Here is a 24,495-nt window from a genome sequence, read left to right as displayed (position 1 = left end):
CGCCCGGCCCGGCCCCACGCCACTTACGAATACGGAATTCAGATGGACGACAACACTTCCGATCTCTTTGCCAGCCCCGACGCGCCCGAGAGCGACGCGCTGACGCTCGGCAACTACGCGGAGCAGGCGTATCTCAGCTACGCGGTCAGCGTCGTGAAGAGCCGCGCGCTGCCCGACGTGTGCGACGGCCAGAAGCCGGTGCAGCGCCGGATCCTGTTCGCGATGAACGAAATGGGCCTTGGGCCCGACGCGAAGCCGGTGAAGTCGGCGCGCGTGGTCGGCGACGTGCTCGGTAAATATCACCCGCACGGCGACCAGTCGGCGTACGACGCGCTCGTGCGTCTCGCGCAGGATTTCTCGCTGCGCTACCCGCTGATCGACGGGCAGGGCAACTTCGGCTCGCGCGACGGCGACGGCGCGGCGGCGATGCGTTACACGGAAGCGCGCCTGACGCCGATCTCGAAGCTGCTGCTCGACGAGATCGACCAGGGCACGGTCGACTTCATGCCGAACTACGACGGCTCGTTCGAGGAGCCGAAGACGCTGCCGAGCCGCATGCCGTTCGTGCTGCTGAACGGTGCGTCGGGCATCGCGGTCGGCCTTGCGACCGAAATCCCGTCGCACAACCTGCGCGAAGTCGCGGCCGCGGCGGTCGCATTGATCCGCAATCCGAAGCTCACGCACGCGGAGCTGATGAACCTGATTCCCGGCCCGGATTTCCCGGGCGGCGGCCAGATCATCTCGAGCGACACCGAAATCTCGGCGGCCTATGAAACGGGCCGCGGCAGCCTGAAGGTGCGCGCGAAATGGAAGATCGAGGATCTCGCGCGCGGCCAGTGGCAGCTCGTCGTCACCGAGCTGCCGCCGAGCACGTCGGGCCAGAAGGTGCTCGAGGAAATCGAGGAGCTGACCAACCCGAAGCTCAAGCTCGGCAAGAAGACGCTGACGCCCGAACAGCTCAACACGAAGAAGGCGATGCTCGACCTGCTCGACGCAGTGCGCGACGAGTCGGGCAAGGAAGCGGCGGTGCGGCTCGTGTTCGAGCCGAAGTCGCGCACGATCGACCAGACGGAATTCGTGAACACGCTGCTCGCGTACACGAGCCTCGAGTCGAACGCGACGCTGAACCTCGTGATGATCGGCGCCGACGGCCGGCCGGGCCAGAAGGGCCTGCTGACGATCCTCGACGAGTGGGTGAAGTTCCGCCAGCTGACGATGACGCGCCGTTGCCGCCATCGTCTCGCGAAGGTCGACGACCGCATCCACATCCTCGAAGGGCGGATGATCGTCTTCCTGAACATCGACGAGGTGATCCGCATCATCCGCGAGTCGGACGAGCCGAAGTCCGCGCTGATGAGCGCATTCGGCCTCAGCGAGCGTCAGGCGGAAGACATCCTCGAGATCCGGCTGCGCCAGCTCGCGCGGCTCGAGAAGATCAAGATCGAGAAGGAACTCGAAGCGCTGCGCGACGAGAAGGCGAAGCTCGAGGAACTGCTCGCGAACGAAAGCGCGATGAAGCGGCTGATGATCAAGGAGATCGAGGCCGACGCGAAGCAGTACGGCGACGATCGCCGCACGCTGATCCAGCAGGAAAAGCGCGCGACGTTCGAGGCGAAGGTGGTCGACGAGCCGGTGACGGTCGTCGTGTCGCAGAAGGGCTGGGTGCGTGCGCTGAAGGGCCACGGGCTCGACCCGGCCGCGTTCACGTTCAAGGCCGGCGACAGCCTGTACGCGGCGTTCCAGTGCCGCACGCCGGACCGGCTGATCGCGTGGGGCAGCAGCGGCCGCGTGTACTCGGTCGACGTGTCGGTGCTGCCGGGCGGGCGCGGTGACGGCGTGCCCGTCACATCGCTGATCGAGCTCGAATCGGGCTCGCACCTGATGCACTACTACGCGGCGCCGGCCGACCAGCAACTGCTGCTCGCGTCGAGCAACGGCTTCGGCTTCCTCGCGAAGGTCGGCGACATGGTGAGCCGCGTGAAGGCCGGCAAGGCGTTCATGACCATCGATGCGGGCGCGGTGCCGCTCGCGCCGATGCCGGTGCTGCCGAACGCGACGCAGGTCGCGTGCCTGTCGAGCGGCGGCCGTCTGCTCGTGTTCGGGATGGACGAGATGAAGACGCTGTCCGGCGGTGGCCGCGGCGTGATCCTGATGGCGCTCGACGACAAGGAAACGCTCGTGCAGGCGCTCGCGATCGATCCGGCCGGCGTCGTGCTGATCGGCACGGGCCGCGGCGGCAAGGCGCAGGACGAGACGCTGTCGTACGCGGGGCTCGCGCCGCACATCGGCAAGCGCGCCCGCAAGGGCCGCGCGCCGGAGACGAAGCTCAAGGTCGTCAACGAACTGCGTCCGCTGCTCGGCTGACGCAGGGCCGGTTCGGCCGCGATCGAAGGCCGCACGTCCGCTTCGGCGGTGTGCGGCCTTTTGCTTGAAGGCGGCGGTTCGGGTAAGCAGGCGTGGCGCTGTCACGCTGAACTTGCAAAATATTGTGAAATCGCGCCGAGGGTCTGAACCGAGGGGCAACCGGCCGGTCGAACGTCGCTTGATGCCGCGCTCGACGCGGCCGTTCGCCGCTCCCACTCATCACAGGATTGTCGCCATGTCCCATGCCGTTGCCGTCGCGCTGTTTCTTCACCTGCTGGCCGTTGCCGTGTGGGTGGGCGGGATGGTCTTCGCGCACTTCTGCCTGCGTCCGGCGCTGTCGGACCTGTCGCCGCAACTCCGGCTGCCGCTGATCGAAGGCGTGTTCGGCCGTTTCTTCAACTGGGTGGCGGGCTCGGTGATCGTGATCCTGCTGTCCGGCGGCTTCCTGCTCGTGGCATTCGGCGGTGCGCACGCGACGTGGTCGCTGCACGCGATGGCCGGCCTCGGCGTCGTGATGATGCTGATCTTCGGCCATATCCGCTTCGCGGTGTTTCCGCGCATCCGTCGCGCGGTGCAGGCGCAGAACTGGCCGGACGGCGCGCGCGCGGTGAATGCGGTGCGCCTGCTCGTCGTCGTGAATCTCGTGCTCGGCGTCGTCACGATCGGCGCGGCCGTGCTGTCGCGCGGTTTCTGACCGGCGGCCAGCGGCCGTCAGCCACACGCCCGGCGGTGCGCGCCGCTACGCGGCCAGCATCGCATCGAGCAGCCATGCGCCGGCCGGGCCGAGCGGCCGGTTGCGCGACCAGACCGCATCGACTCGCACGCGACGCGGCCAGCCGCGCGAGCGTAGCTCGCACAGGCGATCGCGCGCGAAGTGCTCGACCATCCAGCGCGGCAGTTCCGCCCAGCCGAACCCCAGCACGGCCATTTCCAGCAGCATCAGGTAGCTTGGCGCCAGCCAGTGCCGGGTGCCGACGACGATCCGGTCGTCGGTGCCGCTGGCTTCCGTTTTCACATAGGTATTGAGGCGCAGTTCGCGCACGTCGCGCAGCGCCGCGTGCGGCACCTCGGCGTCGCCGTATTCGGCGAGCGCGTGCGTGCGCCCGACGAACAGCCCGATCTCCGATTCTTCCGCCACCGTCGCCGCGCCGATATCGGCCGGGTAGGCCGCGCGCGCAGCCATCAGCCCGAGCTGCGCGCGGCCCTGCTGGATCAGGTCGAGCACGTCCTCGTGCTCGGCGATCTGGCATTCGAGCTCGAGCGCCGGAAAGCGCCGTTCGAGCGCCATCAGCGTTTCCTCATAGCGTTTCGACTGGTACGTGTCGGACACGACGAGTGTCAGCCGCGCTTCCTCGCCGTGCGCGAGCCGCGCGGCCGTGCGGTCGATCGCCGCGCTGGCTTCGAGCGCGCGCTGCACCTGCGGCAGCAGCGCGCGCCCGGCGTCCGTCAGTGTCGGTGCGCGTGTCGAGCGGTCGAACAGCTGCACGCCGAGATCGATTTCGAGGTTCGCGATGGCTTCCGAGATGGTCGACTGGCGCTTGCCAAGCTTGCGCGCGGCGGCCGTGAACGAGCCGAGCAGCGCGGCTTCGGCGAACGCGAGCAGGGCTTCGGGGGCATGGTGCATGCGGCGCTCCGGGCTTCGTCATATCGGTAAAACCGATGATATCAAACTGGATTATGCCGATATCGCCGATCAAAATGGCCCGCATGAATGACGCAACGAATGGGAGGGCATCATGAAACGGACGAATAAAACGGTGACGGAACGGCTGCTGCACGCGCTGACGTTCGAGCTGGTCGCCATCGCGCTGTGCGCGCCGATCGGCGCGTGGCTGCTGGACATGCCGGTGTCGCACGTCGGCGTGCTGACGGTGATGGTGTCGCTGATCGCGATGGCGTGGAACATGACGTTCAACACGCTGTTCGACCGCTTCGAGCGGCGCGCGGGACTGACGCGCACGCTCGGCATGCGGATCGCGCACGCGATCACGTTCGAGCTCGGTCTCGTCGCGATGGTGGTGCCGGTTGCCGCGTGGTGGCTGAACGTGAGCCTCGTCGAGGCACTGCTGCTCGACCTCGGCATCGTGCTGTTCTTCCTGCCTTATACGTTCTGCTTCAACCTCGCGTACGACGCGCTGCGGGCCCGCTGGATGGCACGCCGGGTCGCGGTGCAGGCCGGTTGAGGCGCATCGACGCCGGCGCAGGCCGGCGGAGCAGGGTGACGGCCGCCGCCCGTCAGCGCGCGGCGGCCCACAGCCACACGCCGCACGTCACGGCGACTGCGCCGTAGACGGCATAGACGGGCACCTTGAAGCGCGCGAAGCACAGCGTCGCGAAGGCGCCCGTCAGCCAGTAAACGGGGTCGGCCGGCTCACGGTGCAGGATCTTCACGACGGCGACGACGAGAAAGCCCGTCGTCGCCGCGCGCAGCAGGCGCATCCCGTGCTCGAAGCGTGCATGGCGCTTGAGCCGGGACAGGTGATTCTGCGCAAACACGACGAGGCATCCCGACGGAATGAACAGCGCGGCCGTCGCGAGCAGCGCGCCGACCCAGCCGTCGGTCAGGTAGCCGAGAAACGGCACGACGTTCAGCAGCGGCCCCGGCGCCACCGGCGACAGCGCGAACGCCAGCGTGAAGTCGTGATCGGAGATGCCCGTCGCCGGCGAGACGAACAGCGTCTTGAGCACCGGCAGCGCGGAAAAACCGCCGCCGAACAGCGTCATGCCCGCGCCCGCGAGGCGCGGCCACAGCAGCTGCTCCTGGTAATCGCCTGGCAGCGGCATCGCGAACAGCACGACGAGCACGCCGAGCAGCACGAGCAGGTTGCGGTCGCGCTTCGACAGCGTGAAATCGACGGCATCGCGCTGGGTCGGCCCCGTCAGCCAGCCCGCTGCAAACGCAGCGAAGAGAATGCCGACGAAAGCGGCGGGACTATGCGCGAAAGCGAGCAGAATCGTCGACAGCGCGGCGATCACCTGCTCGAGCCGCGTGCGCGCGAGCGAGCGCAGCTGCTTGACCCACGTGACGCCGATCAGCGCGGCGAGCACCATCCCGAAGTGATTGATCAGCATCGGCGCGGCCAGCGAGCGCACGAGCGGCGTCTGGTAAAAGATCGCGAACAGCGTCATCAGGATCGAGAACGGCAGCACGCTCGCGACGCCGGCGACCCATGCGCCGGCACGGCCGTGCAGCGTCTGGCCGACCTGCACCGCCACGTTGCAGCCGACCGGGCCCGGCACGAGCCAGGCGAGCGCGACGAGATCGCCGAATACCTGCGGCTCGATGCGCTGCAGCCGTTCGACGTAGTGGCGTTCGAGCTGCGCCATCATCGAAAGCCCGCCCCACGAGATCGCGGAAATGCCGGCGACGACCTTGAACAAGGTCCATAGGGATGCCTGTGCCTCTTCGACACGGGCAGTCGCTTCGATTTCGACGGTTGTCATGGTTGTGCTATTGGCGCAGGGCCGGATCTCGCGCGTGTGGCCGGACCGGCGGCCCGCCGATACGTTGGCCCTCCCGATTGTCCGCCGTGCACCGTGACACTGCCATGCGCGAAAACGCTAGTTAATTAACTAAACGATCGGATCGAAAGTCGAAACAATTGCGGCAGCGCGCAACGCGCGCCGCGGCTGCAACCGCGACGTGCTCAGGCACCCGTGCTGCCCGTCGCGCGATGCGTGATGACGTTCGGATGGTCGCCGCGCACGCCGAAGCGGGCGATCAGCGCGGGAATGGCATCGGCCGGCACCGGGCGCGAGAACAGGAAGCCCTGTGCCTCGATCTCGCCGAGCGCGGACAGCCACGTGATCTGCTCTTCGGTTTCCGTGCCTTCGACGACGACGGTCAGGCCGAGCGAGCGGGCGAGATGCACGATCGACGACACCATCACGCACACGCTGCGATCGTTCGGGATCGCCTGCACGAACGAGCGGTCAACCTTCAGCGTGTCGACCGAGAAGCGGTGCAGGTACGACAGCGACGAATAGCCGGTACCGAAATCGTCGAGCGCGATGCGGATGCCGAGCTTCTTCAGCGCGACGATCTTCTCGGACACGAGCTCCGGATATTCCATCATCGCGGTTTCGGTGATCTCGAGTTCAAGCCGGTTCGCGTCGATGCCGGTTTCCAGCAGCGTGCGCGAGATCGTCTCGATCAGGTCGCCGCGCCAGAACTGCACGGGCGAGATGTTGACCGCGAGCGTCAGCGTGTCGTGGCCCTCGTCGCGCCAGCGTGCGATCTGCTCGCAGGCGGTGCGGATCACGAAGTCGCCGATCGGCACGATCAGGCCCGTCGATTCGGCGATCGAAATGAATTCGTTCGCGGAGATGATCCCGTGCTCGGGGTGATCCCAGCGCGCGAGCGCCTCGAAGCCGGTGATGGTGCGGTGCGTGAGGTCGATCTTCGGCTGGTACGCGAGGAACAGCTGCCCCTCGGCAAGCGCGACGCGCAATTGCTGTTCCCAGCGCATCAGGTGATCGGCACGGTGCGACAGGTGTGGCGCATAGAACTGGTAGCAGTTCTTGCCGGCGTCCTTCGCGCTGTACATCGCGAGGTCGGCCTTCTTCAGCAGGTCGATCTCGCTTTCGTTCGCGACGGTGTGCAGCGCGATGCCGATGCTCGCATGCAGCACGAACGAGCTGCCGCGCACGTCGAACGGCTCACCGAACATCCGGATGATCGCTTCCGCGAGCCGCACCGCGCGCCGCTCGACGTCGTCGCCCTTCATCACGACGACGAATTCGTCGCCGCCGATGCGCGCGAGCGAGCCTTCGTCGCCGACCGCATCGGCCAGGCGCGACGCGGTCATCTGCAGCACGATGTCGCCGGCATTGTGGCCGAGCGTGTCGTTGACGGTCTTGAAGTTGTCGAGGTCGATGAACAGCAGGCCGAGCCGCGACAGGCTCGCCGGCATCGACACGTCGTTGCGCAGCCCGCGCAGCGTCGCATAGCGGTTCGCGAGGCCGGTGAGCAGGTCGTATTCGGCGAGCTGCGTCATCTCGCGCTCGCGGCCGAGCAGCTTGCCGATCAGGCCCGTCGCGACGCCGAAGAACGCGAGCATCGCGAGCGTGATGAAGCTCGTCATCAGCAGGTAGACGTTGCGCGTGTGGGTGTAGTCCGCGAACTCTTCCGTCTGCGACAGCCCGACCATCACCGCGAGCGGGTAGCCGTCGAGGTGGCGGTACGACACGATGCGCGTCACGCCGTCGATCGGGTCGATGATCGTGCCCGTCACGCGCTCGGCGATCGGGTAGACGCCCGATGCCGAAAACGCGCCCGGCGCGTTGTTCAGCGAACCCGTGCGCCGCGCGAGCACCGTGCCCGTGTCGGACACCACCGCGATCACGCCTTCCTTGCCGATCGCCGCGTTGTTGTAGAAGTCGTTCGTGAAGTAGCTCGGGTCTTCCGACACGACGACGATGCCGGCGAAACTGCCGTCCGGATTGTTCAGGCGCCGCGTCATCTGCAGCGTCCAGTGGCTCGACACGCGGCCGAGCACGGGCTTGCTGATGAACAGGCGGTCGTCGTTGTGCGCGAGGTGGACCTTGAAGTGCTCGCGGTCCGACAGGTTGATCGGCTGCGGATGCAGATCGGCCGTGTTCGCGAACAGGATGCCCTTCGCGTTGACCAGCGACACCTGGATCAGCGTGTCGCTCGGCACGACGCCTTTCTCGACGGCGCTCGCGAGATTGAAGCGCCCGGGCGACTTCTCGAACTCGAACTTGACGAAGCGGGTAATCTGGTCGACCTGGTGGATCGCCTTGACCGTATGCTGCTCGAGCGCTGAAGAGAGGATGGCAGCGGAGGCGGCCGCTTCCTTGTAGGCGCTGTCCTTTTCCACGGACAGCCGCGCGATGATCACGGCCCACAGCAGCGCGAGCGCCAGCATCCCGAGCAACGGGATCGCAAAAAGCGCACGCCGGCGCGATTTGCGCGGCGCGCGCAGCGGCCGGGTCGGCGGCGTGTGGTTGGACCGGGCGGAGCTCATCGAAGCGGGTGGCGTCCTGCTCGCGTGCGCCATCCGTCTGGATGGCTGGCTTGGGTTGGGGTTATCCCGGCGTCTGTTCGTTCGCGGGATGCGCAACCATGGGCAGACGTCCGAAACAACGGATTAGGCCCGATATTACTGGCTGGAACGTTTTTGCGATAGCTGGGCGAATCGCGGGGGCGCCGGACGAGCCGGCGCCGTCGCACGTCGCAGAATGTCAGGCAGGTGACCTGAAGGTACCGTCGACGACCGTCACGACGTCGCCGCCGATCCAGGTCGACCCGTCTTCGTCATAGCTGACGGAGATGCGGCCTTCGCGGCCGATCGCCGTGCCCTGGCGGGCTGTATACGACGGGCCGGGGCGGCGTTCCTGCCGCGTCAGCAGCCCGGCCAGCGCGGCGTTCGCGCTGCCGGTGACGGGATCCTCGCCGGGGGTGCCGAACTGCCCGCCCGTCATCAGGCAGCGGATCTCGAACGTCGCGGGGCCGCCTGCGGCATGCGGTGCGTAGACGGCGAGGCCGTCCACGCCGTAGCGGCGCGTCAGCGCCTCCAGCGCGGCCGGATCGGGCGACAGGCCGATGCACGCGTCGGCCGACTTCAGCCGCACGACCAGCCACGGCGCGCCGTTGTCGACCGCGCACGGCTCGGCATCGAGGTCGAGCGCGTCGCTGCGCAGCGCGGCGGCCAGCACCGCGTAGTCCGAACGGTCGAGCGGCGTGACGCGCGCCGGCGGCGCGGCGAAGGCCCAGCCGCCCGCCTGCTCGCGCAGCGCGACCCGGCCGACCCCGCACTGCTGGATCAGCCGGCCCGGCGTGCGCGGCCGCGCGCCACTTTCCAGGAACGCGTGCGCGGTGCCGAGCGTCGGGTGGCCGGCGAACGGCAGTTCGCCGCCCGTCGTGAAGATCCGGACGCGATAGTCGGCTTCCGGATCCGTCGGCGCGCAGAGAAACGTCGTTTCCGACAGGTTCGTCCAGCGGGCGATCTCGCGCATGGCGTCGTCGCCGAGCGAATCGGCGTCGAACACCACGGCAAGCGGATTGCCCTTGAACGGCACCGACGTGAACACGTCGACCTGCTTGAAGCGGACGAGACGGCCGGGCATCGCGCCGTGCCCGTTACGCAACTTCGGCGATCAGCTCGATCTCGACGCATGCGCCGAGCGGGATCTGCGCGACGCCGAAGGCCGAGCGCGCGTGCTTGCCTGCGTCGCCGAACACTTCGGCGATCAGTTCCGACGCGCCGTTCGTCACGACGTGCTGTTCGGTGAAGTCGAGCGTCGAGTTGACGAGGCTCATCACCTTCACGATGCGCGTGACCTTGTTCAGGTCGCCGGTGTGCGCGTGCAGCGTCGCGAGCAGGTCGATCGCGATCGAGCGCGCGGCCGCCTTGCCGTCTTCCGTCTGCAGATCCGCGCCGAGCTTGCCGGCCCAGACCTTGCCGTCCTTCTTCGCGATGTGGCCCGACAGGTACACCGTGTTGCCGCTTTGCGCGCTCATCACGTAGGCGGCGGCCGGTGCGCCGGCGGTCGGGAGCTCGATGCCGAGCGACTTCAGTTTGTCGTAGACGTTAGCCATGCGTTCGATTCCTCGTAGAAAGTCGTGACAGGAAAAAGGGGATCAGAGGCGTTCGCGCAGCAGCGTGCCGAGGCGCGCCACGCCTTCCTCGATCTTCTCGGGCGGCACCGTCACGAACGACAGGCGCAGCGTGTTCTGCTGCGCGTCGTCCGCGAAGAACGGCGCGCCCGGCACGAAGGCGACGTGGTTGTCGACGGCCGCGGCGAGCAGCTTCATGCTGTCGATCTGCGCGGGCAGGTTCACCCAGATGAACATCCCGCCTTCCGGGCGGTTCCACGTGACGCCTTCCGGCATGTGACGCTCGAGCGCGCCGAGCATCGCGTCGCACTGCGCGCTGTACAGCTCGCGGATCGTCGGGATGTGCTCGTCGAGGAAGCCGTCCTTGATCACTTCGTGCGCGATGCGCTGCGTGAGCGTCGGCGTGTGCAGGTCGGTGGCCTGCTTGGCCTGCACGAGCTTGAAGTGGAGTTCTTCGGGCGCAATGATGTAGCCGATCCGCAGGCCCGGCGCGAGCACCTTCGAGAACGTGCCGAGGTGCACGACGTGGTCGGGCGCCATCGACAGCATCGTCGGCAGCGGTTCGCCGCGATAGTTCAGCGCGCCGTACGGATCGTCTTCCAGCACCGGGAACGGGCTCGACTGCGCGAACGCGGCGAGCGCGCGGCGGCGCTCGACGGGCAGGCGGCGACCGGTGGGGTTCTGGAAGTTCGGCTGCGCGTACAGCAGGCGCGCGCCTCGCGTGAGTTCGGGCGTCAGGCCTTCCGGCAGCAGGCCCTGTTCGTCGGTCGGCACCTGCACGTAGCGTGGCTCGTACAGCGAGAACGACTGCAGCGCGCCGAGGTAGGTCGGCGTTTCGACGAGGATCGGGCTGCCCGGATCGACGAGCGCCTTGCCGAGCAGGTCGAGCGCCTGCTGCGAGCCGGTCGTGATCAGCACCTGCGACACGCGCACGCTGTAGCGCTCGGCGATCCATTCGCGCAGCGGCAGGTAGCCTTCGGTCGCGCTGTACTGGAGTGCGGCGGCCGGTGCGTCGCGCAGCACGCGGTCGGCGGCGGCGCGCATGCGCTCGGCCGGGAACGTCGCGGGGGCGGGCAGGCCGCCGGCGAACGAGATGACCTCGGGGCGTTCCGTGACCTTCAGGATCTCGCGGATCGCAGAACTCGTCAGCTTGCGGGCGCGTTCGGAAAGCTGCCAGTGCGGCGGATGCAGGTCGCTCGGATTCATAGTCTCCTCGTTCGGATATCGTGGTCAGTCAAGAAAGGTCGTTCGGGCGAATCGCTTCGGCGCTGCCGGGTGGGCAGGCGCGAGCGCGATCGAGCCTTCGCGGCCGGGTGGGCAAACCGATCAGGCAAAACGTCCATTATGGCGCACCTCATCAACCGGCGCGAGCGGGGCGCGGGGCCGTGGCGACCGCCGAGCGGCGCCCGAGCACCACGGTGGCGATCACCGCGGCCGCGAACAGCCACGTCGACGCCGTGACCGTTTCGCCGAACAGCAGCGCGGAAAACGCAATCGTGAAGAAAATCTGCAGCAATTGCACCTGGCCGACCCGCGCGATGCCTCCCATCGCGAGCCCCGCATACCACGCGAAAAAGCCGATGAATTGCGAAAAGAGGGTCACGTAGCCGAACGCGAGCCACGTGCGCAGCGCGAGCGGGCCCGGATGCGCGGCATGCTGCATCCACGCGAGCCAGCCGACCGGCAGCACGAGGAACGGCGCCGACACGACGAGCGCCCAGCAGATCACCTGCCAGCCGCCGATCTGGCGTGCAAGGCGTGCGCCTTCCGCATAGCCGAGCGCGCCGATGCCGACCGCGACGAGCATCAGCGCGTCGCCGGCCTGCACGGTGCCGCCGCCGTCGCGCAGCGCGAACGCGATCACGAGCGCGCTGCCCGCTATCGCGCTGGCCCAGAACGCCTTCGACGGCCGCTCGTGCGACAGCCACGCCGCGTACAGCGCGACGAACAGCGGCTGCAGCCCGTTGACGACCGCGCCGTGCGACGCCGGTACCGATTTCATCGCCCACGCGGAAAACACCGGATACGCGATGATCACGCCGGCCGACGTGATCGCGAGGCTTTTCAGCTGCGCGCGGGTCGGCAGCGCTTCGCGGCGCCACCACAGCAGCAGGCCGGCCGGCACGGCGGCGGCGAGCGCACGGCCGAGCCCGTTGAGCAGCGGGTTGAGTTCGGACACGACGATTCGCGTCATCGGCAGCGTCAGGCTGAAGATCATCACGCCGATCAGGCCGAGCAGCATGCCCCGGGTTTCGCGCGAATTCATGTTGCAGGTGTCTCCGTATTGCAGGGTCGATGTAATCGGGAAAGCGGCGGGGCGGTCAGCGCAGCGTGCGTGCGCCGTGCGGCGTATCGAATTCGGCGACGAGCGCGGGCGGCCCGTCGGTGGATGCGAGGTCGAGCAGGTGGGCGGCGCCGAGCCAGTCGAGCTGCTCGCGGATCGTGTCCGCGTGCGGGTGGGCGCCCTTGAGCGCCTTCAGCGCGACGCCGTCGCCCGGCAGCGATTCGGCCGGGTGGCGCGCGCTGTCCCACTGGATCAGCGACGGCGCGATCCCGTCGCCCGCGCCCTGCCACGCGGGGAAGCTGCCGTCGTCGGGCACCGTGAGGCCCCAGCGCAGGTCGCCGCGGCTCATCGCGACCACGGGCGCGATGCGGGCCGGGTACTGGCTCTGCCACAGGGCAAGCTGGCGCGGGCGGTCGACGCGCGCCACCCAGTGCGCGAGAAACGGCCCCTGCGCGAGCCGCGCGTGCATCGCCGGATCGTCGAGGCCGAACAGCCGCGCGCGCGGCGGCGTGGCGCCTGCGTCGGGCGCCGGTGCGTCGGGATCGATCGCGATCACTTCGAGGTAGAGCCCGCCCCACGCACCGAACAGCGCATTGTGGGTCCGCATCAGCGGGTGGCGGCCGCCGCCGGCCGGTTCGATGCCGAGTGCGTCGGCAACATGGCGAACGCCTTCGTCGAGCGTGCGCGCGGCGATCACGAGATGGTCGAGTGTCAGGGAGCGGGCTGGCATGAACGTCGGTCGGGAAGCGAAAGTGTCATGGTAGGCGAGCGAGGTGCAGGGCGGCTGCCGGCCCGGCCGGCGCACCGGCCGCGAGGCGGGCCGGAGGGCGCGGCCCCGGTGCGGCGGGGCCGGAACGGCGGCCGCACGATCGCCATTCCGGTCAACTGTAATCGTCGCTACCGGCACAGTAACGGTACAATCGGCGCGATAGCCTTCGGTACAGTTGGAGCTGCCGCCCATGTCCACCGTCCCACTCGCCCAGATTCCCGTGCCGCACGATACGGCCACGCTCACGCTCGTCGACCAGCTGGTCCAGTGGGCGCGGCGGCGTATCGACGAACGCGTGTTCCGTCCCGGCATGCGGATGCCGTCGATCCGCAAGCTCGCGCTCGACAAGAGCGTGTCGCGCTTCACCGTCGTCGAGGCGTACGAGCGCCTCGTCGCGCAGGGTTACCTCGATTCGCGGCGCGGCTCGGGTTTCTACGTGCGCGAGCGCACGGCCGCCGGCCCGCAGCCGGCCGACAGCGTCGCGCGCGTGGCCGAGGCCGCGCCGGTGCACAACACGATCGACGTCGTCTGGCTGCTGCGCAACATGCTGCACACCGTCAGCCCGGAAAAAGGCCCCGGCCTCGGCTACCTGCCGGGCCGCTGGCTCGACGGCGAGCTGATCACCGGCGCGCTGCGCGCGCTCGGGCGCCAGTCGGGCGCGCAGATGCTCGGCTTCGGCACCGCGCAGGGCTTCCTGCCGCTGCGCCAGCAACTGCAGACGCGCCTCGCCGAAGTCGAGATCGGCGCGAAGCCCGAACAGATCGTGCTCGTCTCGGGGATCACGCAGGCGATCGACCTGATTTCGCGGATCTACATGCGCCCTGGCGACGCGGTGATCGTCGGCGATCCCGCCTGGTTCCAGATGTTCGGCCGCTTCGCGGCGCAGGGCGCGCAGCTCGTCGGGATGCCGTATACGCCTGACGGCCCCGATCTCGACGCACTCGAAACGCTGGTGCAGATGTGGCGGCCGAAGATGCTCGTGATCAACTCGGTGCTGCAGAACCCGACCGGCACGTCGCTGTCGGCCGCGCAGGCGTTCCGGATCCTCAAGCTCGCGGAAGCGTACGACTTCCTCGTCGTCGAGGACGACGTGTACGGCGACTTGTGCCCGCCGAGCTATCCGGCCACGCGCCTCGCGAGCCTCGACCAGCTGAAGCGCGTGATCTACCTCGGCAGCTATTCGAAGACGCTGGCGGCGAACCTGCGGGTCGGCTACGTGGCCTGCGCGCCGGAGATCGCGAAGGCCGTCACCGACCAGAAGATGCTGGTCGGGATGACGACGCCCGAGCTCAACGAGCGCGTGCTGTACAAGATCCTGACCGAAGGGCATTACCGGCGCCACGTCGAGCGGCTGCGCGCGCGGCTCGACGGCGTGCGCGACAAGACCGCGCGGATGCTCGAGCGCACGGGGCTCGGGCTGTTCACGATGCCGGCGGCCGGGATGTTCCTGTGGGCCGACACGGGCGTCGATTCGGACGCGCTCGCGGCCGTCGCGCACGAGGCCGGCTTCCTGCTGACGCCGGGCAGCCTGTTCTCGCCGCAGCAATCGCCGTCGACGTGGATGCGCTTCAATGTCGCGAACTGCGGCGATCCGGCGCTGCCGGGGCTGCTGGCGGGCTATATCGACTCGGCCGTGCGGCGCGCGTCGTGACACGGCGCGGCAGGCCGGCTCTTGAAACTGCGCGTGGCATCCCCAGATACGCGCGCAAACCGCTTGCGCCAGGCGGTTGTCCTTGACGGGCCCGCCGGCCTCGCGCGCCGGGCGCCTGCGCCACACCATTCAAGTTCAAGTAAGAGGAAACAACATCCATGGCACATGAAACGATGAGCTTTCAGGCAGAGGTCAAGCAACTCCTCCACCTGATGATCCATTCGCTCTACAGCAACAAGGAAATCTTCCTGCGCGAACTGGTGTCGAACGCGTCCGACGCGGCCGACAAGCTGCGTTTCGAAGGGCTCGCGGACAACGCGCTGTACGAGAACGATCCGAACCTGCGCATCCGTATCGGCTACGACAAGGCCGCGCGCACGATCACGATCGACGACAACGGCATCGGCATGAGCCGCGACGAGGCGATCGCGAACCTCGGCACGATCGCGCGCTCGGGCACCAAGGAATTCTTCACGAAGCTGTCCGGCGACCAGCAGAAGGATGCGGCGCTGATCGGCCAGTTCGGCGTCGGCTTCTACTCGGGCTTCATCGTCGCGGACAAGATCACCGTCGAGACGCGCCGCGCGGGCCTGCCGGCGAACGAAGCCGTGCGCTGGGAAAGCGCGGGCGAGGGCGATTTCACGATCGACGCGATCGAGCGCGCACAGCGCGGCACGACGATCACGCTGCACCTGCGCGAAGGCGAGGACGAACTGCTGTCGTCGCACCGCCTGAAGTCGATCATCCAGAAGTACTCCGACCACATCGCGCTGCCGATCCTGATGCAGAAGGAAGAGTGGGATCAGGAAAAGGGCGAGATGGTCCTGAAGGACGAGGACGAGACCGTCAACCAGGCGAGCGCGCTGTGGACGCGTTCGAAGAGCGACGTCACCGACGAGCAGTACACGCAGTTCTACCAGCACATCGCGCACGATCACCAGGATCCGCTCACGTGGACGCACAACCGCGTCGAGGGCCGCAGCGAATACACGCAGCTGCTGTTCGTGCCGTCGCACGCGCCGTTCGATCTGTGGAACCGTGACTATCGCGGCGGCCTGAAGCTGTACGTGAAGCGCGTGTTCATCATGGACGACGCCGAGCAGCTGCTGCCGCAATACCTGCGCTTCGTGAAGGGCGTCGTCGATTCGGCCGACCTGCCGCTGAACGTGTCGCGCGAGATCCTGCAGGAAAGCCGCGACGTGAAGGCGATCCGCGAAGGCGTGACGAAGCGCGCGCTGTCGATGCTCGAAGAGCTCGCGAACGCGGAAGAGGATACCGGCAAGGAGAAGTACAAGACGTTCTGGAGCGCGTTCGGCCAGGTGCTGAAGGAAGGCCTCGGCGAAGACCACGCGAACCGCGAGCGCATCGCGAAGCTGCTGCGCTTCGCGTCGACCCACGGCGATACCGACGCGCAGGACGTGTCGCTTGCCGACTACGTGTCGCGCATGAAGCCGGAGCAGAGCAAGATCTACTACGTGACCGCCGATACCTGGCAGGCCGCGAAGAACAGCCCGCATCTCGAAGTGTTCCGCAAGAAGGGCGTCGAGGTGCTGCTGCTGACCGACCGCGTCGACGAATGGATGCTGTCGTTCCTGCACGAATTCGACGGCAAGCCGCTCGCGAGCGTCGCGCGCGGCGACCTCGACCTCGGCGAGCTGAACGACGAGGAGAAGAAGGCGCAGGAAGAGGCGGGCGAAGCGATCAAGCCGGTCGTCGAGAAGATGAAGGAAGCGCTCGGCGACAAGGTGAAGGAAGTGCGCGTCACGTTCCGCCTGACCGATTCGCCGTCGTGCCTCGTCGCGGACGACAACGACATGAGCGGCTACCTGCAGCGGATGCTGAAGGCGGCCGGCCAGAACGCGCCGGCGATGCAGCCGATCCTCGAGATCAATCCCGAGCATGCGCTCGTGAAGCAGCTGAATGCCGACAGCGCCGATTTCGGCGACTGGTGCCATCTGCTGTTCGATCAGGCGCTGCTGGCCGAAGGCGGCACGCTCGACGATCCGGCGAGCTTCGTGAAGCGGACCAACGCGCTGCTGCTGTCGCGCGCCGCGTGAACGCACGCATGCGCTTCGACGGCGGCCAGGCCGGCTGGCGGGAGACGCCGCGGCCCGGCTGCTCGCTCGACCAGCGCGACTGGCTGACGCGCGGCGGGTCGCTCACCGCGCATCTCGCGCGGCTCGGCTGCGTGAACGTGCGCGTGACGCGCGAGGCCGTCGACTGCCCGTGGTTCGACGAGCCGGACGCGCTCGCCAGTTCGCCGCGCGCGCCGATGTGGGTGCGCGAGGTGATCCTGTCGGTCGACGGCACGCCGTACGTCGCTGCGCACAGCATCGCGCCGCTCGCCGCCAGCAAGGGCGTGTGGCAGGCAATGCGACGGCTGCGCACGCGGCCGCTCGCGGAATTGCTGTACAGCGATCCGCAGGTCGAGCGCTCGTCGCTCGTCAGCCGGCGCGTGATTGCGGGCCATCCGCTGTATGCGCTCGCGACCCATGCGCTGCAGGGCGAGCGTGCGCCGCATGCGTTCGCCGCGCGGCGCTCGGTGTTCCAGCGTCACGGCAAGCCGTTGATGGTCACCGAGTGCATGCTGCCGGCGCTGTGGCGCCATCTCGCCGCGCACGGCGACGGGCCGCGCTCGGCTGGCCCGGGCGGAGGCGCGTGATGCTGCAGGGCTTTCCGCCCGTCGTCTCGCCGGATACGCACACGATGATCCTCGGCAGCTTTCCGGGCGAGGCGTCGCTCGATGCCGCGCAGTACTACGCGCATCCGCGCAACCAGTTCTGGCGGTTGCTGGGGGCGGTGCTCGGCGAGCCGACGCTTCATGAACTGCCGTACGACGCGCGGCTCGTGTGCGTCCTTACGCACGGCATCGGCATCTGGGATGTCCTCGATGCGTGCCATCGGCAGGGCAGTCTCGATTCTGCGATCCGCAACGCGAAGCCGAACGACTTCGATTCGCTGCGCCAGCATGCGCCGTTGCTGAGGCGCGTGTGCTTCAACGGCAAGACGGCCGGGCGATTTGCCGACGTGATCGGCCAGGCCGGGTACGAGACGCTCGTGCTGCCTTCGTCGAGCCCGGCAAATGCGATGCTTTCGTTCGAGCAGAAGCTCGTGCAGTGGCGCGCACTTCGCGCCTGAGTCGCGTTGGATTCCGAGTATTCGATGTAGCGGTTTCGGGTGGGCGGCATCAGGTGTTCAAGTCGGGATGCGGTTTCAACGCGTTTCGGCTAACACGTGTGAGTTGATTCGACTCGACGGTCAGGCTCGCTGGAAGATCCAGGTTGCTCTCGCTCTACCGGTCAGGGCTTCACCTCGCCTTGCCGGGCGCCCGTGACCGAGGCAATGCGACTTTGTGCGGCGACGAGTTGATCATCGGTGGTCGCCACCAGCCACAGACGCGCATGCTCCTCGATCCGACGGTTGTGGTCCTTCAACGGCCCCATCGCGGCAGCGGCCTTCCAGACCACCGGGCCGACCCGGCTGCTCCTGCCCGACGGCGCGCCTACCAGCAGGCAGTAAGGTCCCAGCGGAAGCGATACGAACGGAAGCGCCGGACTGGCGATCACGCGCCAGTCGATGAAGGGTGTGTCGCTGATCAGCAGCGGCGCGGGCAAGCCGTAGAGCACGCTGAAATCGTACAGCGCCAGCTGCTCCCGCATGCCGACGTAAGTCCGCCGGATGTCGTCGACCACCGCCGCGCGGATCTCGTCCTCGAACATGGGTTCCTGCGCGTAGCGGGCCAATGCCTTGCGAGCCTCCCATTGATACGCGCTGAACAGGCCGATCTCCACGCAATCCTGCACCGCGCGCTGAACCTCCGCCACGGAACCGGCTTCCGCGGGCGTGCCCAACTGAGCCGCACGCAAAAAGCGGGCAAGTCCCGCCTCATGGATCGCGGGACCCTCCGCGGATGCGTCGTCGGCAGCGTTCTTGCCCAGGGGCACGTAGGTGTATTTCTCGGCTGCGAAATGCGATTTCTTGCCTTCGTCGAACTTGATTTCGCCATCGACGCAGTCGAGATAGCGCGTCCCGATTCGGCCGTGCTCCCAAACCCAATTTTTCAGGAACGGACGGAGTGGATGCAGTCTGTCGTGATCGGCCATTGAACCTCCAAGTTTTCCCGGTATGAGCCATTCCAGCAACCCGCCGCACACTCCGCACCGTCGCGGGGGCCCGCGCTACAACGCGAGCGTGCCCAGCTCCTCATAGGTACGATGCAGCCAGACCTTGACGCGCTGCCGCTCCAGCAAGCCGAGCCCCGTGGCCGCGCGGTCGGGATGATTGACCGCCGCCCAGAAGCTCGCGCTTTGTCGATCGATCTTCTGCATGGTCGTATCGGGCAGGCGGCGCAGCGTAATCACGCTGGCGCCAAGGGCCTCGGCCCTCTCGCGTTCGCCGGATGCCTCCAGAATCTCGAAGCGATCGCCGCGGACTTCATTCAGCACCAGCACCAGCTTGATTCGTCCGCCGAATTCGTCGAGCCATTGCCGCAGCAGATCGACCGAATCGCGTCCGGTGTCCATCACGTGCCACCACGTCAACGTGAGGCCGTGCTCTTCGGCAAAATCGACTACGTCCGAATCGTCGAGCCACTTGGCGAGCGACTGCCGCGTCTGGGCCGCGAGATCGACCAGTATGCGCCGCTGCGGATCTTCGAGCGCCGATTCCATGACCGGGTCGAGGCTGTCATGCTGGTCGAGCACGGCAGGCGCGGCAAAATCGGCATAGAACCGCAGTAGCGCGCCGTGCGATCGGTCGGTATCGAAGCCTACGAAGGGCATGCTCCGATCGATGAAGTACTGGGCCAGCACGCGGGCCGCGAGCGATTTGCCGACGCCGCCTTTTTCCCCGCCGATGAAGTGGATGTGACTCATGCTTACGAAATCCCGTGTGATTGAGCAGGTATGGCCAGAGCGGATGTTGGCAGGCTTCGATGACGTTACGGTGCCACCGGTCACGTCGAAAGAAAATGCGTGCGCCGCAGCAGCATGCTGTCTGATCAACGGCGGTGTCAAACTGAACAAAATGGCAATCGGTTCTGGCGATTGCAGGGGGCGGTGCCTGGCGGATGCGATGCCGTCGTTCGAGCAGAAGCCGGAGCGTTGACGCGGCCGTTGCTTCACATTATTGCGTCGCGTGGGAGTCGGGACGATTCAGCCGTTCAACAGAGCGCTGCCGCGGCGTATCGATGACGGAAGGAAGGGCGCTGCTGACGAACGGCGACCGCATAGGCTCGTGCGTCGCGCCCGACGCTCAATCGTCCTTGCCCCATCGCCATCCGGGCTTCTCGCCCTTGAGCCAGCAGACGGCGGTGAGCAGCGCGACCAGTACCACGATGCAGGCGCCGTACGCCACCGGCGAGCGTTGTGGCGGCGCGAGCCATGCACTCGCGAGGATGCCGATCGCGAACAGCAGCAGCACGACCCACCCTTGCCACGCGATAGGCAATCCCCATCCCCATCCGTAGCGTTTCGCGGGAAACCAGATTTTCTTGTCGTTCGAGGTCATGCGATTCCTCGTCGTCAATGGTAGTCGCTTTCTCGTTGGTGGCGGACTGCGAGGATCGTCACCGTCCGGCTGTCATCGATCTCGAATAACGCGACGTAGCCGGATACGCCGAATGGAATGATCAGTTCCCGGAGAAACGGCATGGACGGATGAACTTTGCGGCAGGTAAACGGCGACGATTCGAGCGTGGCGATTCCTGACGTTATGGCTGCCAACGCGCGTTCTGCCACATCGACCTCCGCATCGTCACGGTCGACGACGAAAGCATAAAGCCGGTCCAGGTCGTCCGGTGCGGCGGACGTAAAGCGAACCGTACAGGTCATCGAGCCTGTCGCTTTCTGTCACGCAGCGTATCGAGTCGTCGCCCCAGTCGTTCCAGCACTTCGACCGAAGAGACATACTCGCCGGTCCGTCGAGCATCGTCGCGTGATGCTATGCCGCGCGCGATGAATTCGCTTTGGAGACGTCGACGTTCGACGCCTTCGCGAATCGATTGCTCGACGAAGCTCGACAGCGTTTCGCCTTCCTGAAGGACATTCTCGGCGGCATCGCGTAATTCCGGTTCGACCCGGACAGACGGAAAAGTCGCAGTTTTCATCGTGGCCTCATTTGCATCGCAATTGCGATGCATTATCCCGCACGTCCATGCTGCCTGCAAGTCGCCCGAACGGCCGCTCGACCGACCGCTCTCGCCGCCGGCGGCTCATCCCCCACCAATGCTATCCTCTCGTCCGCTAAAACCAGCATCACCCAGCGAGATTCAATCATGACCCGACTGATCAAGCGCGCGTCCGCCGAGGCGCGTGCGTTCAAGCAAGGCAAGCCGTCCTCGTACAACGGCTCCGAAAAACTCCAACCGCCGCGCGTGAAGCGCCGCCCGGACATCGACGAACACGACGACGTGCCGGTGCTCGAAGCGCCGCGCAAGCCGCGTTTCGCGCCCGTGACGTTCTCCGAAGAGGGCGGCGTGCGCTTCCTGCACTTCGGCACGGAATGGGTGCAGGGCGCGATGCGGATCTCGAAGCCGCTGCACATCGAACTCGAATACGCGCAGCAGATGATGGCGTGGCTGCTGTTCCTCGAAACGCCCGAGCGGATCGTCCAGCTCGGGCTCGGCACCGGCGCGCTGACCAAGTTCTCGCACCGTTTCCTGCCGAACGCGAAGGTCGAGGCCGTCGAGCTGAACCCGGCCGTGATCGTCGCCGCGCGCACGATGTTCGCGCTGCCGTCCGACGACGCGCGTCTCGTCGTGCATGAAGCCGACGCGTGGGACTTCGTCAACGACCCGGCCAACCGCGGCACCACGGGCGCGATCCAGATCGACCTGTACGACGCGACCGCGCGCGGCCCGGTGCTCGACAGCGTCGCGTTCTACCGCGCGGTGCGCGGCTGCCTCGCCGACGCAGGCATCGCGACGATCAACCTGTTCGGCGATCATCCGAGCTTCGTACGCAACATGAAGCACCTGAACGCGGCATTCGATCACCGCGTGATCGCGCTGCCCGAAGTGCACGACGGCAACCGGATCGCGATCGCGTTCTCGGGGCCCGCGCTCGACGTGCCGTTCGCGCAGCTGGACGCACGCGCGACGCTGATCGAGGACACGCTGAAGCTGCCCGCACGCAAGTGGGTGAAAGCTTTGAAAGAAACGACCGGCGCCCGCGACGCGTCGTTCGCGATCTGACGCTTCATGCACCGGCGACAGGCCGGTGCAACCATGCGACAAGGGGCGGATCACCTCGGGTTCGCCCCCGCTTGACCGCATGCCCGCGGCTCCTATACTGGCGCGAAGCCAGGGGAGCCGCAGCCTACCCGTTTCGCCGCTCCTCTCGGTGCCGTACCCGCTCAACACAAGATCGATAACCGGGAAAGAAGAGGAGACGTCATGGCTCACGATGCCGACGCCAACCGAGCCGCCAAGCGCTGGCTCTGGCTGCTGGTACTGCCGCTGATCGCGATGGTCTGGGTACCGTCGTACAGCAAGATCGAACCGCAGTTGTTCGATTTTCCGTTTTTCTACTGGTACCAGTTGCTGTGGGTCTTCATCAGCGCGGTGATCACCGCGTTCGTCTATTTCAAGACCAAGAACGCGTGGAAGGCGAGCGGCCCGCAGGGAGGTGGGCAATGAACCTCGGCGCAACCTTCGTCTTCGTCCTGCTGTTCATCGGCGTCACGATCATCGGTTTCCTGGCCGCGAACTGGCGGCGCGGCGATCTCGCCCATCTCGACGAATGGGGCCTCGGCGGACGCCGCTTCGGCACGATCGTCACGTGGTTCCTGCTCGGCGGCGACCTCTACACGGCCTACACGTTCGTCGCGGTGCCCGCGCTCGTGTTCGGCGCCGGCGCGATGGGCTTCTTCGCACTGCCTTACACGATCCTGATCTATCCGTTCGCGTTCGTCGTGTTCCCGAAGCTGTGGAGCATCGCGAAGCGGCACGGCTACGTGACGGCCGCCGACTTCGTCAACGCGCGCTACGGCAGCCGGATGCTCGCGCTCGCGATCGCGGTGACGGGCATCGTCGCGACGATGCCGTACATCGCGCTGCAGCTCGTCGGCATCGAAGTGGTGATCGGCGCGCTCGGCTTCGATACGACCGGCTTCGTCGGCGACCTGCCGCTGATCATCGCGTTTGCGATCCTCGCCGCGTACACGTACACGTCGGGGCTGCGCGCGCCGGCCATGATCGCGATCGTGAAGGACATCCTGATCTACATCACGATCGCGGCTGCCGTCATCGTGATCCCGGCGAAGCTCGGCGGCTTCGGGCACATCTTCGCGAGCGTGCCGCCTGCGAAGCTGCTGCTGAAGGCGCCCGATGCAATGAGCCTGAACGGCTACAGCGCGTACGCGACGCTCGCGATCGGCTCGGCGCTCGCGCTGTTCCTGTACCCGCACTCGGTCACGGCGATCCTGTCGTCGTCGTCGGGCAACTCGATCCGCCGCAACATGGCGATGCTGCCCGCGTACTCGTTCGTGCTCGGCCTGCTCGCGCTGCTCGGCTACATGGCGCTCGCGTCGGGCGTGAAGGACATGCCGCAGTACGCGCCGTACTTCAAGGCGTTCGGCCCGAACTTCGCGGTGCCCGCACTGTTCCTCGAGTACTTCCCGTCGTGGTTCGTCGGCGTCGCGTTCGCGGCGATCGGCATCGGTGCGCTGGTGCCGGCGGCGATCATGTCGATCGCGGCCGCGAACCTGTACACGCGCAACATCCACCGCGAGTTCGTGAACCGCAACATGTCGCACGACCAGGAGACGCACGTCGCGAAGCTCGTGTCGCTGATCGTGAAGGTCGGCGCGGTCGCGTTCATCCTCGGGCTGCCGCTGACCTACGCGATCCAGCTGCAGCTGCTCGGCGGGATCTGGATCATCCAGACGCTGCCCGCGATCGTGCTCGGCCTGTACACGCGCGTGCTCGACCATCGCGGCCTGCTGGCCGGCTGGGCGGCCGGCATCGTGTGCGGCACGTGGATGGCGATCTCGCTGAAGCTGGCCAGCTCCATCTTCACGATCCACCTGTTCGGCCTCGCGATTCCCGGCTACGCAGCGGTGTGGTCGCTGATCGTGAACCTCGTGGTGGCGGTGGCGGTGAGCGTGCTGGTGCGCGTGATGGGGATGGCGCATGCGGAAGATCGCACGCGGCCGGAGGATTATCTCGACGTCGTCGAAGGCTGATAGGGGCCGTGGGCCGTGCGCGGCTGCGTGCCGCGCACGCGTCGCGCAGCAACGAAAACGCCCGCCCCTGCAAAGGTGGCGGGCGTTCCTTTTTACGTCAGCCCTGCGCGCGTTTCGCGAGATCCTCGCGTTGCGACAGGTCTTCGACGTTGACCATCCAGTGCACACCGAAACGATCCTTCGCCATGCCGAAGCCGAGCGCCCAGAACGTCTTGCCGAACGGCATCGTCACTTCGCCGCCGTCGGCGAGCGCATTGAACAGCTTCTGGCCTTCCTCGACCGTCGCCGGATTCAGCGACAGCGAATAGCCGGCGTGCGCGGCGCCCGCCGGCTGGCTGCAATCGCCGTCCGAGCACATGATCATCGAGTCGCCGATCGTGAAGCTCGCGTGCATCACCTTGTCGGCCATCTCCGGCGCCATCGGGTAGTCGGGGTTCGGCGGCGCATCCTTGAAGTGCATCTTGAACATCGTCTTGGCGCCGAGTGCCTTTTCGTAGAACTGAAGGGCTTCGTCGGCGCGACCGTAGAACGTCAGGTACGGTTGGACTTGCATCGTTGTCTCCTGTGATGGGCCGGGCCCGCGTGTCGGTGCGGGTTCGGCGTCGTGCAAGATTGACTGGGAAAGGGCGCGTCGGGAGGCGGCCGGCGCACCCGTGACGTGGATT

25 protein-coding genes are annotated in these 24,495 nt (G+C 67.0%); 11 read left to right on the top strand and 14 right to left on the bottom strand.

The features are described from left to right. Positions 1-42: 42 nt before the first annotated feature. Together parC and U5798_RS18920 are read left to right on the top strand one after the other, a co-directional pair. On the top strand, positions 43-2,364 hold the full coding sequence (gene parC, locus U5798_RS18925; RefSeq protein WP_124452892.1) for a DNA topoisomerase IV subunit A: 2,322 nt from the start codon (positions 43-45) through the stop codon (positions 2,362-2,364). Positions 2,365-2,599: 235 nt separating this feature from the next. Then, on the top strand, positions 2,600-3,058 hold the full coding sequence (locus U5798_RS18920; protein ID WP_322082851.1) for a CopD family protein: 459 nt from the start codon (positions 2,600-2,602) through the stop codon (positions 3,056-3,058). Between the two features lie 45 nt (positions 3,059-3,103). Here the strand turns inward: U5798_RS18920 and U5798_RS18915 are convergent, their stop codons facing one another. After that, positions 3,104-3,988 (bottom strand): LysR family transcriptional regulator, encoded by an 885-nt coding sequence (locus U5798_RS18915; protein WP_124452895.1) that lies wholly within the window; start codon positions 3,986-3,988, stop codon positions 3,104-3,106. A gap of 112 nt (positions 3,989-4,100) precedes the next feature. Between U5798_RS18915 and U5798_RS18910 the strand changes: the two genes are divergently transcribed. Further along, positions 4,101-4,547 (top strand): multidrug/biocide efflux PACE transporter, encoded by a 447-nt coding sequence (locus U5798_RS18910; protein WP_124452897.1) that lies wholly within the window; start codon positions 4,101-4,103, stop codon positions 4,545-4,547. A gap of 52 nt (positions 4,548-4,599) precedes the next feature. On the opposite strand, the gene U5798_RS18905 is transcribed toward U5798_RS18910, so the two are convergent. The 7 genes from U5798_RS18905 to U5798_RS18875 form a co-directional block, all read right to left on the bottom strand. After that, positions 4,600-5,808: a chromate transporter gene (locus U5798_RS18905; RefSeq protein ID WP_322082850.1), complete on the bottom strand. Its 1,209-nt coding sequence runs from the start codon at positions 5,806-5,808 to the stop codon at positions 4,600-4,602. Between the two features lie 203 nt (positions 5,809-6,011). Then, complete coding sequence (locus U5798_RS18900; RefSeq protein WP_124452901.1) at positions 6,012-8,351, bottom strand: EAL domain-containing protein; 2,340 nt, start codon at positions 8,349-8,351, stop codon at positions 6,012-6,014. 217 nt (positions 8,352-8,568) lie between these two features. After that, positions 8,569-9,453, bottom strand: a complete 885-nt coding sequence (locus U5798_RS18895) for a PhzF family phenazine biosynthesis protein (protein WP_322082849.1) — start codon at positions 9,451-9,453, stop codon at positions 8,569-8,571. 13 nt (positions 9,454-9,466) lie between these two features. Further along, the gene (locus tag U5798_RS18890) at positions 9,467-9,925 is read right to left on the bottom strand and encodes a RidA family protein (RefSeq protein ID WP_322082848.1); all 459 of its coding nucleotides are present in this window, start codon (positions 9,923-9,925) and stop codon (positions 9,467-9,469) included. A 42-nt stretch (positions 9,926-9,967) separates the two neighbouring features. After that, entirely contained in the window at positions 9,968-11,149 is a 1,182-nt protein-coding gene (locus U5798_RS18885; protein ID WP_124452906.1) for a PLP-dependent aminotransferase family protein, read from the bottom strand. Between the two features lie 151 nt (positions 11,150-11,300). Beyond that, positions 11,301-12,209 (bottom strand): DMT family transporter, encoded by a 909-nt coding sequence (locus U5798_RS18880; RefSeq protein ID WP_124452908.1) that lies wholly within the window; start codon positions 12,207-12,209, stop codon positions 11,301-11,303. A gap of 55 nt (positions 12,210-12,264) precedes the next feature. Next, entirely contained in the window at positions 12,265-12,957 is a 693-nt protein-coding gene (locus U5798_RS18875; protein WP_322082847.1) for a VOC family protein, read from the bottom strand. A 229-nt stretch (positions 12,958-13,186) separates the two neighbouring features. Here U5798_RS18875 and U5798_RS18870 point away from each other — a divergent pair, with 229 nt between their 5' ends. The 4 genes from U5798_RS18870 to U5798_RS18855 all read left to right on the top strand — a co-directional run bounded on the left by U5798_RS18870 (position 13,187) and on the right by U5798_RS18855 (position 17,785). Beyond that, a complete protein-coding gene (locus tag U5798_RS18870) occupies positions 13,187-14,647 on the top strand; it encodes a PLP-dependent aminotransferase family protein (protein WP_124452912.1) in 1,461 nt (486 codons plus the stop codon). Positions 14,648-14,805: 158 nt separating this feature from the next. Next, entirely contained in the window at positions 14,806-16,704 is a 1,899-nt protein-coding gene (htpG, locus tag U5798_RS18865) for a molecular chaperone HtpG (RefSeq protein WP_322082846.1), read from the top strand. Between the two features lie 8 nt (positions 16,705-16,712). Further along, positions 16,713-17,309, top strand: a complete 597-nt coding sequence (locus U5798_RS18860; protein ID WP_124453123.1) for a chorismate--pyruvate lyase family protein — start codon at positions 16,713-16,715, stop codon at positions 17,307-17,309. After that, positions 17,309-17,785 carry a DNA-deoxyinosine glycosylase gene (locus tag U5798_RS18855; RefSeq protein WP_124452916.1) on the top strand — a complete coding sequence of 159 codons (477 nt, stop codon included), beginning with the start codon at positions 17,309-17,311 and terminating at the stop codon, positions 17,783-17,785. Before U5798_RS18860 ends, U5798_RS18855 begins: the two co-directional genes overlap by 1 nt. Positions 17,786-17,946: 161 nt before the next feature. Here U5798_RS18855 and U5798_RS18850 read toward each other — a convergent pair whose 3' ends face one another. Both U5798_RS18850 and U5798_RS18845 read right to left on the bottom strand, forming a co-directional pair. Continuing rightward, positions 17,947-18,750 (bottom strand): hypothetical protein, encoded by an 804-nt coding sequence (locus tag U5798_RS18850; RefSeq protein WP_124452919.1) that lies wholly within the window; start codon positions 18,748-18,750, stop codon positions 17,947-17,949. A gap of 75 nt (positions 18,751-18,825) precedes the next feature. Beyond that, on the bottom strand, positions 18,826-19,521 hold the full coding sequence (locus U5798_RS18845; RefSeq protein WP_011545877.1) for a mobilization protein: 696 nt from the start codon (positions 19,519-19,521) through the stop codon (positions 18,826-18,828). On the opposite strand from U5798_RS18845, the gene U5798_RS18840 reads away from it, so the two are divergent. Then, complete coding sequence (locus tag U5798_RS18840) at positions 19,520-19,753, top strand: hypothetical protein (protein ID WP_322082845.1); 234 nt, start codon at positions 19,520-19,522, stop codon at positions 19,751-19,753. The genes U5798_RS18845 and U5798_RS18840 overlap by 2 nt on opposite strands. Positions 19,754-19,900: 147 nt before the next feature. Here the strand turns inward: U5798_RS18840 and U5798_RS18835 are convergent, their stop codons facing one another. The 3 genes from U5798_RS18835 to U5798_RS18825 are packed head-to-tail and all read right to left on the bottom strand — an operon-like array spanning position 19,901 to position 20,753. Next, on the bottom strand, positions 19,901-20,155 hold the full coding sequence (locus U5798_RS18835; RefSeq protein ID WP_124452923.1) for a hypothetical protein: 255 nt from the start codon (positions 20,153-20,155) through the stop codon (positions 19,901-19,903). A gap of 14 nt (positions 20,156-20,169) precedes the next feature. After that, positions 20,170-20,478, bottom strand: coding sequence for a type II toxin-antitoxin system RelE/ParE family toxin (locus U5798_RS18830; RefSeq protein WP_322082844.1), 309 nt, complete (start codon positions 20,476-20,478; stop codon positions 20,170-20,172). Continuing rightward, a complete protein-coding gene (locus U5798_RS18825; RefSeq protein WP_322082843.1) occupies positions 20,475-20,753 on the bottom strand; it encodes a YlcI/YnfO family protein in 279 nt (92 codons plus the stop codon). Before U5798_RS18825 ends, U5798_RS18830 begins: the two co-directional genes overlap by 4 nt. 168 nt (positions 20,754-20,921) lie before the next feature. On the opposite strand from U5798_RS18825, the gene U5798_RS18820 reads away from it, so the two are divergent. The 3 genes from U5798_RS18820 (at position 20,922) to mctP (ending at position 23,830) form a co-directional block, all read left to right on the top strand. Beyond that, the gene (locus tag U5798_RS18820) at positions 20,922-21,839 is read left to right on the top strand and encodes a spermidine synthase (RefSeq protein ID WP_124452929.1); all 918 of its coding nucleotides are present in this window, start codon (positions 20,922-20,924) and stop codon (positions 21,837-21,839) included. A 201-nt stretch (positions 21,840-22,040) separates the two neighbouring features. Then, positions 22,041-22,283: a DUF3311 domain-containing protein gene (locus tag U5798_RS18815; RefSeq protein ID WP_059233528.1), complete on the top strand. Its 243-nt coding sequence runs from the start codon at positions 22,041-22,043 to the stop codon at positions 22,281-22,283. Next, positions 22,280-23,830, top strand: a complete 1,551-nt coding sequence (gene mctP / locus U5798_RS18810; protein WP_322082842.1) for a monocarboxylate uptake permease MctP — start codon at positions 22,280-22,282, stop codon at positions 23,828-23,830. The genes U5798_RS18815 and mctP overlap by 4 nt, the downstream gene beginning before the upstream one ends. Positions 23,831-23,927: 97 nt before the next feature. Here the strand turns inward: mctP and U5798_RS18805 are convergent, their stop codons facing one another. Then, the gene (locus U5798_RS18805; protein WP_089484375.1) at positions 23,928-24,383 is read right to left on the bottom strand and encodes a VOC family protein; all 456 of its coding nucleotides are present in this window, start codon (positions 24,381-24,383) and stop codon (positions 23,928-23,930) included. Positions 24,384-24,495 lie beyond the last annotated feature (112 nt).

The organism is Burkholderia sp. BCC1972, from assembly GCF_905339605.1.
Classification (GTDB): Bacteria; Pseudomonadota; Gammaproteobacteria; order Burkholderiales; family Burkholderiaceae; genus Burkholderia.
Note: the sequence above shows the minus strand (reverse complement) of the source record. Positions and strands in the feature narration are given on the sequence as shown.

What these genes read in the sequence shown, in the direction of transcription:
- parC (WP_124452892.1), top strand. Translation starts at nt 43, where the DNA reads ATGGACGACAACACTTCCGATCTCTTTGCCAGCCCCGACGCGCCCGAG.
- U5798_RS18920 (WP_322082851.1), top strand. Translation starts at nt 2,600, where the DNA reads ATGTCCCATGCCGTTGCCGTCGCGCTGTTTCTTCACCTGCTGGCCGTT.
- U5798_RS18915 (WP_124452895.1), bottom strand. Translation starts at nt 3,988, where the DNA reads ATGCACCATGCCCCCGAAGCCCTGCTCGCGTTCGCCGAAGCCGCGCTG.
- U5798_RS18910 (WP_124452897.1), top strand. Translation starts at nt 4,101, where the DNA reads ATGAAACGGACGAATAAAACGGTGACGGAACGGCTGCTGCACGCGCTG.
- U5798_RS18905 (WP_322082850.1), bottom strand. Translation starts at nt 5,808, where the DNA reads ATGACAACCGTCGAAATCGAAGCGACTGCCCGTGTCGAAGAGGCACAG.
- U5798_RS18900 (WP_124452901.1), bottom strand. Translation starts at nt 8,351, where the DNA reads ATGAGCTCCGCCCGGTCCAACCACACGCCGCCGACCCGGCCGCTGCGC.
- U5798_RS18895 (WP_322082849.1), bottom strand. Translation starts at nt 9,453, where the DNA reads ATGCCCGGCCGTCTCGTCCGCTTCAAGCAGGTCGACGTGTTCACGTCG.
- U5798_RS18890 (WP_322082848.1), bottom strand. Translation starts at nt 9,925, where the DNA reads ATGGCTAACGTCTACGACAAACTGAAGTCGCTCGGCATCGAGCTCCCG.
- U5798_RS18885 (WP_124452906.1), bottom strand. Translation starts at nt 11,149, where the DNA reads ATGAATCCGAGCGACCTGCATCCGCCGCACTGGCAGCTTTCCGAACGC.
- U5798_RS18880 (WP_124452908.1), bottom strand. Translation starts at nt 12,209, where the DNA reads ATGAATTCGCGCGAAACCCGGGGCATGCTGCTCGGCCTGATCGGCGTG.
- U5798_RS18875 (WP_322082847.1), bottom strand. Translation starts at nt 12,957, where the DNA reads ATGCCAGCCCGCTCCCTGACACTCGACCATCTCGTGATCGCCGCGCGC.
- U5798_RS18870 (WP_124452912.1), top strand. Translation starts at nt 13,187, where the DNA reads ATGTCCACCGTCCCACTCGCCCAGATTCCCGTGCCGCACGATACGGCC.
- htpG (WP_322082846.1), top strand. Translation starts at nt 14,806, where the DNA reads ATGGCACATGAAACGATGAGCTTTCAGGCAGAGGTCAAGCAACTCCTC.
- U5798_RS18860 (WP_124453123.1), top strand. Translation starts at nt 16,713, where the DNA reads ATGCGCTTCGACGGCGGCCAGGCCGGCTGGCGGGAGACGCCGCGGCCC.
- U5798_RS18855 (WP_124452916.1), top strand. Translation starts at nt 17,309, where the DNA reads ATGCTGCAGGGCTTTCCGCCCGTCGTCTCGCCGGATACGCACACGATG.
- U5798_RS18850 (WP_124452919.1), bottom strand. Translation starts at nt 18,750, where the DNA reads ATGGCCGATCACGACAGACTGCATCCACTCCGTCCGTTCCTGAAAAAT.
- U5798_RS18840 (WP_322082845.1), top strand. Translation starts at nt 19,520, where the DNA reads ATGCTTACGAAATCCCGTGTGATTGAGCAGGTATGGCCAGAGCGGATG.
- U5798_RS18845 (WP_011545877.1), bottom strand. Translation starts at nt 19,521, where the DNA reads ATGAGTCACATCCACTTCATCGGCGGGGAAAAAGGCGGCGTCGGCAAA.
- U5798_RS18835 (WP_124452923.1), bottom strand. Translation starts at nt 20,155, where the DNA reads ATGACCTCGAACGACAAGAAAATCTGGTTTCCCGCGAAACGCTACGGA.
- U5798_RS18830 (WP_322082844.1), bottom strand. Translation starts at nt 20,478, where the DNA reads ATGACCTGTACGGTTCGCTTTACGTCCGCCGCACCGGACGACCTGGAC.
- U5798_RS18825 (WP_322082843.1), bottom strand. Translation starts at nt 20,753, where the DNA reads ATGAAAACTGCGACTTTTCCGTCTGTCCGGGTCGAACCGGAATTACGC.
- U5798_RS18820 (WP_124452929.1), top strand. Translation starts at nt 20,922, where the DNA reads ATGACCCGACTGATCAAGCGCGCGTCCGCCGAGGCGCGTGCGTTCAAG.
- U5798_RS18815 (WP_059233528.1), top strand. Translation starts at nt 22,041, where the DNA reads ATGGCTCACGATGCCGACGCCAACCGAGCCGCCAAGCGCTGGCTCTGG.
- mctP (WP_322082842.1), top strand. Translation starts at nt 22,280, where the DNA reads ATGAACCTCGGCGCAACCTTCGTCTTCGTCCTGCTGTTCATCGGCGTC.
- U5798_RS18805 (WP_089484375.1), bottom strand. Translation starts at nt 24,383, where the DNA reads ATGCAAGTCCAACCGTACCTGACGTTCTACGGTCGCGCCGACGAAGCC.